The organism is Candidatus Neomarinimicrobiota bacterium, from assembly GCA_012964825.1.
GTDB lineage: Bacteria > Fidelibacterota > Marinisomatia > Marinisomatales > S15-B10 > UBA2125.
The window spans coordinates 1-13234 of sequence record DTTI01000023.1 but is presented as its reverse complement, the minus strand read 5'-3'; the positions used below and the strand labels follow the sequence as shown (position 1 = coordinate 13234).

Annotated in this window: 11 protein-coding genes; 6 read left to right on the top strand and 5 right to left on the bottom strand. The window is 43.7% G+C overall.

Annotation, left to right across the window (positions count from 1 at the left end; translation table 11 throughout):
- Nucleotides 1-528: 528 nt before the first annotated feature.
- From EYO21_01540 to EYO21_01530, 3 genes are all read left to right on the top strand, one after another.
- Nucleotides 529-894, top strand: coding sequence for a cupin domain-containing protein (locus tag EYO21_01540; protein ID HIB02492.1), 366 nt, complete (start codon nucleotides 529-531; stop codon nucleotides 892-894).
- A gap of 97 nt (nucleotides 895-991) precedes the next feature.
- Nucleotides 992-1387, top strand: coding sequence for a hypothetical protein (locus tag EYO21_01535; GenBank protein HIB02491.1), 396 nt, complete (start codon nucleotides 992-994; stop codon nucleotides 1385-1387).
- Between the two features lie 48 nt (nucleotides 1388-1435).
- Entirely contained in the window at nucleotides 1436-2869 is a 1434-nt protein-coding gene (locus EYO21_01530; protein HIB02490.1) for a sodium:proton antiporter, read from the top strand.
- Nucleotides 2870-2930: 61 nt separating this feature from the next.
- Here EYO21_01530 and EYO21_01525 read toward each other — a convergent pair whose 3' ends face one another.
- The gene (locus tag EYO21_01525) at nucleotides 2931-4106 is read right to left on the bottom strand and encodes an aminotransferase class V-fold PLP-dependent enzyme (protein ID HIB02489.1); all 1176 of its coding nucleotides are present in this window, start codon (nucleotides 4104-4106) and stop codon (nucleotides 2931-2933) included.
- Between the two features lie 290 nt (nucleotides 4107-4396).
- Here EYO21_01525 and EYO21_01520 point away from each other — a divergent pair, with 290 nt between their 5' ends.
- On the top strand, nucleotides 4397-5086 hold the full coding sequence (locus EYO21_01520; GenBank protein ID HIB02488.1) for a phospholipase: 690 nt from the start codon (nucleotides 4397-4399) through the stop codon (nucleotides 5084-5086).
- A gap of 52 nt (nucleotides 5087-5138) precedes the next feature.
- Nucleotides 5139-7265, top strand: coding sequence for a hypothetical protein (locus tag EYO21_01515; GenBank protein ID HIB02487.1), 2127 nt, complete (start codon nucleotides 5139-5141; stop codon nucleotides 7263-7265).
- 91 nt (nucleotides 7266-7356) lie between these two features.
- Here EYO21_01515 and EYO21_01510 read toward each other — a convergent pair whose 3' ends face one another.
- The 4 genes from EYO21_01510 to EYO21_01495 all read right to left on the bottom strand — a co-directional run bounded on the left by EYO21_01510 (nucleotide 7357) and on the right by EYO21_01495 (nucleotide 12247).
- Nucleotides 7357-8091, bottom strand: a complete 735-nt coding sequence (locus tag EYO21_01510; protein HIB02486.1) for a hypothetical protein — start codon at nucleotides 8089-8091, stop codon at nucleotides 7357-7359.
- Nucleotides 8092-8228: 137 nt separating this feature from the next.
- The gene (locus EYO21_01505; protein ID HIB02485.1) at nucleotides 8229-9581 is read right to left on the bottom strand and encodes a Xaa-Pro dipeptidase; all 1353 of its coding nucleotides are present in this window, start codon (nucleotides 9579-9581) and stop codon (nucleotides 8229-8231) included.
- 52 nt (nucleotides 9582-9633) lie between these two features.
- The gene (locus EYO21_01500) at nucleotides 9634-11784 is read right to left on the bottom strand and encodes a xanthine dehydrogenase family protein molybdopterin-binding subunit (GenBank protein ID HIB02484.1); all 2151 of its coding nucleotides are present in this window, start codon (nucleotides 11782-11784) and stop codon (nucleotides 9634-9636) included.
- Entirely contained in the window at nucleotides 11777-12247 is a 471-nt protein-coding gene (locus EYO21_01495) for a (2Fe-2S)-binding protein (protein HIB02483.1), read from the bottom strand. Before EYO21_01495 ends, EYO21_01500 begins: the two co-directional genes overlap by 8 nt.
- A gap of 205 nt (nucleotides 12248-12452) precedes the next feature.
- Between EYO21_01495 and EYO21_01490 the strand changes: the two genes are divergently transcribed.
- A partial coding sequence (locus EYO21_01490; GenBank protein ID HIB02482.1) for a CHAD domain-containing protein occupies nucleotides 12453-13234 on the top strand: 782 nt, incomplete at its 3' end.

Below are 13234 nucleotides of genomic sequence, written 5' to 3'. Positions count from 1 at the left end.
CGAACCCTTGGTTTGTGGGCGATATCCCCTTCTACTGTCAGTGGAATAGTCAGTATGCTTTTCTTCAATAAACATAAAGCCAGAGGCGTTTCATACTAAAAATTACAAAATATATTCCACAGTGTGTCGACAGCATTTACTCCAACTCCTACCCCCATCAATTTCACGGGTTGGGGGGTTAAGAAGGTTGGGATAAGCACTATATTATATAGTAGGGGTTAGTACAGGTGTATTACAATATAAACTCCTCAATGTATGTTAATCACCGTTAAACCTTAACCAAAGGAAAAATGATTTTGCAGAGGGTTTATTGTTTTTACCATCCCAAAATTCATATTCCTCTCCTCATTGATATTACACCTATCTCTCCTTAGTTTGGCTTCAGAGTTGTAGGTTCCCTAGCTATGCTTTCTCAACGAGTATGCTTATCTCAAAATGGCAAAGTGGCAGGTAGAAGAAAGGAAGAGGGAGCTAGAAACATTCTTTGGCCAATGATAATAGCATTGTCTTTCCAAGAGGAGCTTTAAAGTGACATTAGAAAAAATCAATCTAAAAGAAAAATTCTCAATGTTCTCAAAATACTGGTCCCCGCGTGTGGTTGCTGAAATGAATGATTATCAGTTTAAACTCGTCAAAATTAAAGGCGAGTTTGTTTGGCACGAACACAAAGATACAGATGAAGTCTTTATAGTGATTGAAGGGTCAATGAGCATTGAGTTTCAGGATGGTATAGTCGAATTGTCGGAAGGAGAAATGTTTGTCGTCCCGAAAGGTGTGGGACACAAGACTTTTGCGGAAAGCGAATGTAAAATAATGCTTGTTGAACCAAAGGGTGTAATAAACACTGGTGAAACAGGCGGTGAGATGACAGCACCCAATGATGTTTGGGTTTAAACCTAATTTCCCCAATCTCAGCCTGGATAGTGAAGGTGGCATGTGGGGATGAAAGTGTGAGAGACATATTTACGATCGATATTTTATAGGAAAGAAAATGAGGGTATATCCCACAAAATTTGATTCTTGGTTAACAGTTCTAATTTTAGGAACGATTTTATTCAACTTAGTGATGGGAATAATGGTTTATCAATATTCAAGGGTTGGTGGATTCATTTGTTTTGGAGTTATAGGATTTTTAATCCTTTTATTGTCTCTTTTTTTACCATGTAGATACACAATGTTTGATGAACACTTACTTATTCAATCAGGTATATTGAAGAAAAGAATCAAATATGAGGATATTCTAAGTTTTGAGAAGAGCTTTAACCTTTTGGCTGCTCCGGCCTTCTCTCTGAAGAGGGTAAAGATCAAACTCAGAAAAGGATTCGCCCTTGTATCACCCAAAGATAGAGATGATTTCATTTTGGAGTTAGAAAGAAAAACGGAATGAGTTTCGTTTTTTCGATCAGATACGTTTGATATTATATGGTAATTGTTAATTATGATTTCTAAAGAAAAACCTGAGCTCTCATTTTTTCAGATTATCCTTCCTGTATTTTTTCTGGGGGTATTAATTATTTTTGGGATGGTTATTCGCCCTAAAATTTGGGGCCAACCTCCCTTTCCACTAGAAATCGTATTCTTGTTAGCAGCGGTATTTGCTATCGCTGAATTCATGCTTTTAGGTTTCCAATGGACTGATATCCAAAATGCCTTTATTCAAAAACTGGCGAAGGGATTTCCGGCCATCCTGATTCTGTTTGCAATCGGTGTCATAATCGGTACCTGGATTATCAGCGGCACCATTCCCATGCTGATCTACTACGGAATCCAGTTAATCAATCCCACCTACATTTATTTGCTGGCCTTTCTTATCCCCATCATTTTTTCAACTCTGACGGGGACATCTTGGGGATCAATAGGCACCATCGGCGTGGTCATCATCGGTGTTGCTGGTGTAATCGAAGCCAATTTGGGAATTACAGCCGGTGCTATCGTTGGTGGGGCGTTTTTCGGGGATAAACTTTCGCCCCTCTCAGATACCACCAACATTGCTGCCATGGCCACCGAAGTAGACCTGTACGACCATATCCGCTCCATGATGTATACCACTATGCCATCGGCCATCTTCGCTTCGGTCATATATTTTATCCTCGGGTTTACTCATCCTCCCACGGGAAGTGAATTAGACACCAGTCAAATCGCACCTACCTTGGAAGCAATCTCATCTATGTTCAATTTTAATATTTTCCTGCTGCTTCCGGCCGCCATCGTTTTGATCGGCTCCATACGAAAAATGGCCACCCTGCCAACTTTGCTTATTTCTTCTCTATCTGCCTGTCTCTTGACGGGTATGTTTCAACCATATTCATTGAGTGATATCATGTCAACCATCCATAGAGGATTCGATTCAGAAATGGCTTATTGGGTGGCAGGAATACCAGAAAATATCAATGTTTTGTTCACCCGTGGTGGACTGTATGAGCTGAATGAAGCTATCATCTTTTCAATCATGGTATTTGTATTTATCGGCACGATTGACCTGGTTGATGCCATGCCTAAAATTGTGGACAGGATTTTTACCTTTATTAAATCCAAAGCATCTCTAATTGTATCTTCTCTTTTTGCGACTGCATTCACCAACGCCATCACCTCCAATCAGTCTGCTACCAGTTTCATTATTGGTGATGCTTTCGGAAAGCGTTACGATACATTATCTGTTTCTCGTAAGGTTTTATCCCGGTCTATCGAAGACTACGGTACCATGTTTGAGAGTCTGATTCCCTGGCATGCCACAACTATTTTTCTAACGGCAACCCTGAGTATATCCTATGGAGAATATTGGCACTGGCAATTTTTATCCCTGATAAATTTGGTAATGGCGCCAACCTTGGCCATTTTAGGAAAAGGGTGTTTTTTCAACGAAGAATAAATACTGTATTATTATAGATCCCGCCCCGCACTCTGCGGGACACTCCTCTATATAGCTGGGATTAAATAAGGATTTTTAATGTGCGGATGAGATGATCCACATCCGCTTCTGAATTGTATCCCTGGATCGATATCCGGAAGGCCGTATGCCCCTCATGAGCCATGGTTGGTATCTCAATTTGATGATCATCATATAATTGTTCTTTAAAAGCTACCGTGTCAGCTATGGGGAATAAGATGGTGGCCATCTGTCCCAGCCAATCATCAGGACAAAGTTGCGGCAGTCCTGTCAGCTTGGTGATTCGATTACGCGCATCCAATACCATTCCCCGGCAACGTGATCTGACTAAATCCCAATCGTGTTGACTCTGGAATTCGATAGCCGCCGGGACGGTGAGAAAGGCACTCATATCCCGAGTGCCCTGCCACTGGAAAATATTTACATATCGGCTTTCACTATGCAGCTGGGTTGATGCATTGAATTCGTTGTATTCTTTTCCCCAGCCCCAGCTAAAGACTAATGGCCGCATTGCATTTTGCAGTTCTTTCCTGACGTAAAGAAACGAAACACCCTTCGGGCAGCACAGCCACTTATGGCAGGCACCGGTATAATAATCAGGATCCATTGCTTTAATGTCTAAAGGAATATGACCCGGCACGTGAGCCCCATCAATAATGGTTTTAATCCCCCGCGCTTTCGCTTCTTTGACAATTTTCTCTATGGGGAAGATTAGAGCGGTAGGACTGGTGATATGACTTACAAAAACATATCTGGTGCGCGATGTGGCTTTAGCCCAAAAACTCTGGCAGAATTCTTCAACTGATGTGATGGGTAAGGGAATTTCACTTTTGATATATTTAAAACCCGATTTTTCAGCATAATAAACCCATGCTCGATCGCAGGCACCATACTCTTGATCAGTGGTAAGTACTTCATCCCTCTCATTCAAGTTTAAACAAGGAATTAGATTACTGACCGCATGGGTGGGGTTTGGGAAATACACCAGATCATCTTTGTCACAATTGATGTATTCACCTAAGGCTCTTCGAGAATTTTCTAGGTGGGTAAATACTTCTTCTGTCTGAAATTTGACGGGGCGGGCTTCCAGCTTTCTTTGCCATTCCTGGTATTCATCAAAGACCGGTTTTGGACAGGCACCGAAAGAACCGTGATTTAAAAAAACAATGTCAGGATCTAGGAGAAACTGGGGACGTAACGATTTTGATGTGTTATTCATATAAATAATAATAGGCTTCTTTTATCAAACAAAAAACCCTTCGAATTAAGGGGTTTTAGTCTATAATTGCTAATCCGGTACAGTTTTATGTAGCTTATATTCCTAGGCATTTTGCAATACAGTTATTCATCGATTATGGGAACAGTTTGTATGGAAATAACCCACATTATGCTTCTTAAGCTTGAAAGTGATGGGAGGATGGTCAAGAATAATAGATCTATAAATATTGAAGATAGGTTTGGAGGATAACCATGCCTCGTTTTTGTCTGGCTACAGTATTCCTTTGCTCCATGCTATTCATATCAGTTTACGGACAGCAGCGGGAAATAGAATTAAATGGTAAGAATAAAAATGAGATTGATCTGAAATATTTATTTTTTTTACCGGAAGGTTATGATGATGACCAAAAATCAAAATGGCCTCTGATCTTATTTCTACATGGAATAGGTGAAAGGGGTAATGATCTGGAATTGGTAAAAATTCATGGCATTCCCAAAATTGTTAAAACAGAAAAAAAATTCCCTTTCATTGCCCTGTCGCCGCAATGCCCTGCTGATTATGTCTGGAAAGATGAAGCTATGCAGGAAGCTGTATTGGACCTCTTGTTAAAAATATTGAAAAATTATCGTGTTGATAATAATCGTGTCTATGTTACCGGATTAAGTGTAGGTGGGTACGGTACTTGGGCTTTGGCTGCAAAAAATCCTGATCTGTTCGCTGCAGCAGTACCGATATGTGGCGGCGGTGAACCCTCAACCGCCAGAGTCTTGAAAGATATGCCAATTTGGGTTTTTCACGGTGCACGAGATGAGGTGGTATTGCCAGAAGAATCCGAAAAAATGGTTAGAGCGCTTCAAAGAGTAAACGGTAAGGTGCGTTATACATTATATCCCCATGCTTATCATGATTCATGGACAGAGACTTATGCTAATCCTGAGCTGTACGATTGGTTGCTTACCCACAAAAGGACGGATTACTGAAATTCTTAGCACGTTACGTGAAAAAGATTTAACGCGCATTCCCTAGCAAATCATGAACAGATATTTTTTTCCAATTGGTTTTTTTGTGGTTTGCGTCTTGACCGCTTCAGACCGGCCTACTGTTACAGCCCATTGGACTGATAGCCCCATCACGGTAGACGGTACTTTGGATGAACCCACCTGGCAGACCATTCAACCCATAACTGAATTTGTCCAGCGCTTGCCTCATGATGGGGATACGCCCAGTGAAAAATCTGAAATGCGAATAGCTTACGATAGTAAATACCTCTATATAGGACTCACCTTTCATGATAATAATCCGGAACTCATAAGAGCCTCCATTCTGAGCCGCGGGGGATGGATCCACCGGGATGATTTTGTTTGGATCGGCTTGGACACGTACCATGACCGGCGCAATGCCTACTTCTTTGAAATGAATCCTCTGGGTACCCAGGATGATGCCCTGATTACCGATGAGAACAAACCAAGTCTGGATGAATGGGCCTGGGATGGTGTTTACATCAGTGAAGGCAGAATTACTGATATTGGATGGATCATGGAACTTGCTATTCCCTGGACGACCCTGAGGTTTCCCGACAAAGAAGATTTGACAATGGGCATTGCCATTATGCGTCAAATCAACCGAAAAAATGAGAGCGTCATCTGGCCCCACATTCCACTTAATTATAATTCGGGCATTTTTCAAGTTTCTCAATACGCAAACTTGACAGGCTTGAAAAATATTAAGCGTGGTAGGAACATTAAGATAAAACCCTATGGGATTGGAGGTACTCAAGAACAAGAAACTGAAGATGGAAACAGTAGCGAAAGTATTGAAGACGCCGGCTTGGATTTATACTATGGCTTGAAATCGAACCTCACTCTCAACCTGACTTATAATACAGATTTTGCTCAGGTTGAAGCGGATAATGTCCAGATAAATCTGACCCGATTCAATTTGTTTTATCCAGAAAAACGAGAATTTTTTCTTACCCGAGCAAAATTGTTTGCGTTTGGCAATTCCCGTCAGACGGAAATGTTTTTCAGTCGCAGCATCGGCTTGGACCAGAACGTGTTGGGGGGGTCCAGAATTTATGGACAGATTGGTAAAACGTCCGTCGGCGCGCTAAATATTCATACTAGGGCTGAGAATGGATTGCCGGCCACCGCATACAGTGCAATCCGCTTGCGCTCTGATGTACGGGATCGTACAACAGTGGGTGCAATTATTACAGATTTATCCAGTAGTGGTGGTACCAATTCTGTATTTGGCATCGATGGGCAAATGCGCTTTTGGGGAAGCAGCAGTATCTCAGCATGGTTCAGTGAAGTAAATGATTCTGACCTGGGAAAACCGTCCTCTGCCTCCATGATTCGTGTGGATTTAAGGAATGATCGATATTATTTGTCCACGGGCCAGCATCATGTAAGTAGAGATTTTCGGCCGGGACTCGGTTTTGTCCAGCGAGACGATATGATCGGCACTGGGATAATGGCTGGTTTCACACCCAGGGTGGGCGATGGTGATGAATTGATTCGTCAATGGAAGTTTAGTATTTATGCCCGAGACGTAAGGAACCACAGTGGTGTCAAAGAGACTGGTGTATTAAGTGGTGGGATTGAAGCACACCTGGAATCCAAGGACCGGATCGGTATTAAGGTTATTCAGAATATTGAACGACTGGCCGATCCTTTTTATCTGAAGAATGGAATCGAGATTCCGGACGGTGAATATGATGACAAAAAATTTGAATTTTCCGCGCGGTCCAACCAAAGCCGAGGACTTTGGGCTGAGATTCGCTTTACGCAAGGCAATTATTTTGGCGGAGATCAGACCAGTCTGGTCAGTTCAATTGGCAAACTGTTTTCAAACCACCTTACCTTATACGGATCGGTAAATCGCAACATTATTGATATGCCGCAGGAAGGAGAGTTTACCGCAGATATTTATGCCATAACTGCTGAGATGGCACTGAACAGAAAATGGTTCGGTAAGGCCTTGATCCAGTACGATAATTTTTCAGAATACCTACAGATCTACTGGCGTATCAACTGGATCCATACGCCGGGAAGCGATCTTTTTATCGTTTTGAATCAGCGCTACGACTTGAGTGGCCGGGGTAATGATTTGATCCAACAGGCACAGGTACTGAAATTGACATATCAATTTCAGATCTAAGGAGCCAAGAGGGGTCAATATTACAAGCTGCCAGGCACTCAGTACAGTTCGATACCGTTCGAATATGTGGTCTCGAAACTGTTTTTAACCATTAATTCTTAGAACTTAGATCGGGCCGGACTTTCCTCAATTCACTGGTAATTTTCTTGACGGCGCCGTTCAAAATGCTCTGCAGCCTTTTTACCTCTTTTTCATCAAACGCCTTTCTCATGACTGAACCAAGCTCATACATTCCTTCAAATTTATCCAACGGGTGAATAGATGCATAAACGCCCCCTTCACCCCCTATTACATTCTTGTAGAAGTGATGCTTATGGCCATCTTTCAACTTTTTATGTGCTTCATTCGCTCTTCCTATGAAATATGTAAAGTCAGCGTCCTTGCCCGGTCTAACGTAAAAGTAGGTTACCCTATACATATTGTAGTTTGCTTCATAAGGAAGGCTCAACTCAGGAACATAAGCTACATAACTTACCTCCAGGGAAGAGGCGTTCTCATCAATGTAAGGCAACATATTTAGCTGCCAGTGCTTTACATCTTTCTCAGATCTCACCCGTTTATCAAAATCAGTCCAACGATGACCAGAAGTGAAATGGAAGTACTGACCTGTCCTTTCCCCTGCAATCACTTCGTGTACATATTCAGGCCATTCTCCATCGCTGTGGAATTTCTGGCTATGTTCGGTCATCCCTTTTACCAGCTGGTCTTCCTTTCCGGTTTTGGCTTTCATATAGAAAATGCTGTAGATACGTTCTGGTTCTGATTGAGCATAGAGCCCTACTGTCCAAACCATGACAATAGACAGAGCTGCTGTACGTTTCAACATGAAATATCCCCTTATGATTTGATTATCTGATATGCCCTATTGGGACTTAACTGATACGTTACAAGATAATTAGAGAATGAATGAGGGTCAAGGAAGGATTCTTTGAATGATGAATAATGTTTTTTCTCTAAACGAGATTATTTATACCTCACTCCGTGCTTGATCACGATATCCACGTTTTGCAGGTGACTGATATTCCTCAGTACATCACCTCGCACGGCGATGATGTCCGCATATTTGCCAGCGGCAATGGTTCCTGAATTATCTTCCTGTTCCATGAACTTGGCTGGCCAATAGGTGGCCGCCCGGATGGCCTCCATGGCTGGCACGCCAAAATGGTTCACCCAGATGTCCAATTCGTTCCAGGTGGACTGGCTGTGGAAGAGCATGGGAACACCGCTGTCAGTGCCAATCATAAGCACGATGCCTGCCTCCCGGAGTTGCTGAAATTTTTTCTTCAAAGTAGGCCGTCGAATAGGCGTTAGTTGGTAATAGGGTAGCCGGTCTGGGGTTGCCAACGATGATCTGATATCATCGATAATATCCTGTGACAGGCCCTCTTTCCAAGAGGGGTCGTCCAGCATTTCGGGAAAGTCCCGCATATATTCATAGTTGAACAGTATGGAGACGGTGGGCGTCCAGTAGAGGGGGCCGAGATTCATTTGGGCCGTCCGCTCCTCAAGCATAGCCATGACGTCGGGTGGGTATTCCGGGGCACTGGATAGGCCCGTATGCTCAAAGTTGTCAACGCCTGCCTTTACTCCACGGCGGATCTCTTCGGGGCGGTGGGAGTGGCCCACCACTTTCAGATTATTCTTATGAGCTTCGTCCACGACTGCCAGCACTTCATCCATGGTCATCTGATCCTGATCAATAAGTTTGATAACATCCACCCCTGATTTGGCCAGTTTACGCACCTTGGCTCGGGCATCCTTTTCACCTTGCACACCCCACCTGAACTGCTCGGTTCCTGGATATGGTTTATGCTGAATAAAAGGGCCGGAAACATAAAGGGTGGGGCCGGGAATCTTGCCATCATTCACTGCTTTTTTAACGGCCAGTACGTCATCCAGCGGTCCTCCCAGATCCCGGGCGCTGGTGACTCCAGCAAGAAGAAGTTGTTTCGCCGAAGCAGGCATGATCTCATTCCTGAAACGACTTGAATATGTCTTGTCCCAGTGGTCGTAATCAGCGTGGCCATTGATCATCAAGTGGACATGCATATCCCAGAGGCCGGGCAGAACACTCATACCCTCTGTGCTGATGACTTCAGCATCTGGCGGCACGGCCAGGGAGCCCACCTGGCCCACAGCCTCGATCTGTTCACCTCGAATTAGAATGACGCTGTTTGCCAAAGGTTGACCTCCATATCCATCGATGAGTGTACCGCCAACCAGTGCTCTTACGGATTGAGGCTGAAGAGTGGTGTGAAAGAGAAGTCCCGTAAGGAGGGTCACTATCTTGATAGTATGATTTTTTTGTCTGATCATTGATGGTTCCTTCATCAAATGAAGTGTGAGATTGAACCTCACCAAAGTGAAGTTAACTAACTAAATATTCAGGTTTGATGGGGAGTTTTCTGACTCTTTTACCAGTGGCTGCAAATACGGCGTTGGCAACGGCGGGTGCGATGGGAGGGAGGCCCGGTTCACCTACACCACCAGGATGTTCGGTACTTTGAACAATGTGAACATCCACGTCTGGCATTTCATCAATTCTCAGCACATCGAAATCGTGAAAATTGCTCTGGACCACCTGCCCGTTCTTAATTGTTATCTCACCTTTGAGAGTTGCTGAAAGGCCGTATGCTATGGAACTTTCCATTTGAGTCTTTACAATGGACGGATTGACTGTTTGCCCGCAGTCAACTGCGCAAGTAACCTTATGGACTGCCACTGTTCCATCATCTTTTACGGAAATTTCCGCCACTTGGGCCACGTATGAACCGAAAGAAGCGTGATTAGCAACACCATGAAAGTGACCGGTCGGTAGTTTCTTTCCCCAATTGGCATTATCAGTTGCCAGGCGCAGAACGCCTGCGTCCCGGGGAGAATTCTTTAAACGTTCTAGGCGGAATTGAACCGGGTCTTTCCCAGCAGAATAAGCCAATTCATCTATAAAACATTCGTTGGCATAGGCATTTTGAGAATCGTAAACGGAGCGCCACCAGCCAAGCGGAACGCTTACCCTTACTGATTTATACTCAACACGTATGTTGGGAATTTCATAGTGTATGTTTCTTGCGCCTTCCAGAGCAATAAAACTATCCATCTTATCTTTGAAAGGGACGGGGTATTTGAACATTTGGCCAAACAATACAGAAGGTGCTATAACTTTATGTTTCCACACATCCAGTTTCCCATTATTATCCAAGCCCCCAGATAAAATATGTTTACTTGTAGGTCGGTAGTAACCGTGGCGAGTATCATCCTCTCTTTTCCAGATAAGCTTTACCGGTTTCTTCATTTTTTTTGCTACTTCTAATCCATCATCAATAAAGTCATTGAAAGATTTTCTGCCGAAACTGCCACCAAGGAATGGGACATGAATTTCAATCTTATCCTTGGGTAATCCAGTAATCTTGGCAGCTTGTTCATGAGCCTGACTTGGGTTTTGTGTAGGTGCCCAGATCCTGCAGAAATCCGGTTTTATGTCTACCACGCAATTAACAGGTTCCATGGCGGCATGAGCTTGATAGGGAACCTCATAAACAGCATTTATCACTTTATCAGCTTTTTTTAGAGCACGCTCAGGGTTCCCCTCTTTCTTGCCTGTAGCTCCTTTCTTATCAGCCATATCATTGATTAGTTTTGTTATCATTTCACTGTCAAGATCAGGTGATTCACCTTTGCTCCAGGAGACATTGAGTACCTGCCTTGCTTGCAACACGGCCCAAGTGTTGGAGCCTACAACAGCTACACCGTTTGAGACTTCAAAGATATCAAGAATCCCATTTGTTTTTTCAGCTTGCTTGCTGTCAATTTTTTTAACGGTGGCTCCGAACCTGGGTGGCCGGACCACCATGGCAATGACCATACCATCAAGGTTTATATCCATTGCAAAACCAGCAGCACCCGTTACTTTCAGAGGGGTGTCCTTACGGGGGATATCCGTTCCAATAAGCTTGAAATTTGAGGGATCTTTCAAGGTAACCTTTTTTGGTACTCGCTCCTTTGATGCCGCCACGGTCAATTGTCCAAAAGTCATCTGTCTTGAGGTTGCGGGATGGCGTACAATACTGTTCTCAACAGTGCACTCACTTTTTTCAATATTCCATTCACGTGCTGCCGCGGACAGAAGCATTTCTCTGGCGGTAGCACCGGCTCTTCGAAGTTTTGTCCAGCTGTCACGAACGGAGCGACTACCACCTGTGCCGTAGCGTCCGGCTGTTTCTTTAGTGCCTATGCCTTGTTCAATCTTTACTTTGGACCAGTCTGCATCCATTTCTTCAGCAATAATCATAGGTAGGGATGTCCAGACACCCTGTCCCATCTCTGATTTTCCGGAAGTAATTATGATTTGGTCGTCCGGCTGGACAGTGACCCATATGTTGGGGACAAAAGAGTTTTCAATAGTGCCGGATGCCAGAAGCTGATTTCGGGAGGGGAGATAGAAACCTATTACAAGCCCCGCTCCCGTTGCGGAAGCAGCTTTGATAAATTCCCTGCGACTGACTGAAGATTTTTCAGCCACTGTTCAAATCCTTTGCCGCCCGGTGTATCGCTTTGCGAATTCGTGTATAAGTGCCACAACGGCAAATATTGTTTTTCATGGCGTTGTCTATATCTTGATCATTCGGGTCAGGTCTTTGCGAAAGAAGAGCTGTAGCCGCCATGATCTGACCGGACTGGCAGTACCCGCACTGGGGTACACCTTCTGCAATCCACGCTTTTTGTACAGCATTAAGATCATTCTTAGTTTGCAATCCTTCGATTGTTTTTATCTCTTCCTCATTTACACTCTCAACGCTTGTGACACAAGAACGAGTGGCTTCGCCGTTAATATGAACCGTACAAGCTCCGCAGAGTCCGCGCCCGCAACCGTACTTTGTGCCGGTCAGTTTCAGTTCGTCTCTGAGGACCCACAGAAGGGGTGTGCTTCCGTCTATCTTCAGTTTACGAACTTCGCCGTTTATATTTAATGTGACTGTTGTCATTAGATTAGTTAAGAATCAGTTATTGTAAATCTTTGATGAGGAAATTACGGGCCGTGAGACACTTCACAAACAGGCGAATCTATATTTCCATGGCAATTGACCTTCCGATATTAGATGTACTTTATAAGAGGTGACAAAGCCGAGAGCGAACTTTGGTTGTGTTTGAGTTTCGTATTTGGTCGTTACATCAATTAAGTTCATCACAGTGCAAAGTAGACTGAACCATCATTACAGCACTCAGATAGAATGGTTTCGGACCTATTTCAATCATACTGTGGACCGGAAGGGAATGGAGGATATCCACCAACTCCGGGTTTTTATCAAAAGGATCAGGACAGTGCTCTCCTTAACCCAAATTGTCAGTGATGAAGTGTTCAACAAAAAGCCTCATTTCCAACTGTTCTCACCACTCTTTCAAATAGCCGGGGTTCTGCGGGAGATCCATATGAACGAAGCTCTCCTGCATGAAGTCGGATCTGATACAATTCCACACTACCGTAATTTTCTTGACAACAGCAAAGGTTCGGCCACCGCTGACTTGCTGGCGGAGATGGAGGAGTTTGATTTTTCAGCCCTTGAGATACTTAATGTACCCCTGTTAGAAAAGATGAATGCTCTGCCGAACCAGAAAGTGGCTGAGCTGACAGTGGCTTACCTCACGGGTAAACTGGACAAGGTGGCATCTCTAATTAATATGCTGAATGACAATCAGAAGGTGCATAAGATACGAATTCATCTCCAGAACGTCCGGGCGACCCTGAGGCTCATGCATGATCTAAATCCCTCCGCTGAGATAGAAAAGATTCAAAGAGATACTACACTGCTAACTGACCTTATTGGACGATGGCATGATATTGCTGTGTTTTTGGAGGCATTGGATAAATACGCTGCTTCTTCCGATGGAGAAAAAGTTGAGGATCTACTGGAAAATGTTATTGACCAATTCAGCAAGGAAAAAGAATCAACTCGGGTCGAAATAGGAGATTC

What these genes read in the sequence shown, in the direction of transcription:
- EYO21_01535 (HIB02491.1), top strand. Translation starts at nt 992, where the DNA reads ATGAGGGTATATCCCACAAAATTTGATTCTTGGTTAACAGTTCTAATT.
- EYO21_01525 (HIB02489.1), bottom strand. Translation starts at nt 4,106, where the DNA reads ATGAATAACACATCAAAATCGTTACGTCCCCAGTTTCTCCTAGATCCT.
- EYO21_01520 (HIB02488.1), top strand. Translation starts at nt 4,397, where the DNA reads ATGCTATTCATATCAGTTTACGGACAGCAGCGGGAAATAGAATTAAAT.
- EYO21_01515 (HIB02487.1), top strand. Translation starts at nt 5,139, where the DNA reads ATGAACAGATATTTTTTTCCAATTGGTTTTTTTGTGGTTTGCGTCTTG.
- EYO21_01510 (HIB02486.1), bottom strand. Translation starts at nt 8,091, where the DNA reads ATGTTGAAACGTACAGCAGCTCTGTCTATTGTCATGGTTTGGACAGTA.
- EYO21_01505 (HIB02485.1), bottom strand. Translation starts at nt 9,581, where the DNA reads ATGATCAGACAAAAAAATCATACTATCAAGATAGTGACCCTCCTTACG.
- EYO21_01495 (HIB02483.1), bottom strand. Translation starts at nt 12,247, where the DNA reads ATGACAACAGTCACATTAAATATAAACGGCGAAGTTCGTAAACTGAAG.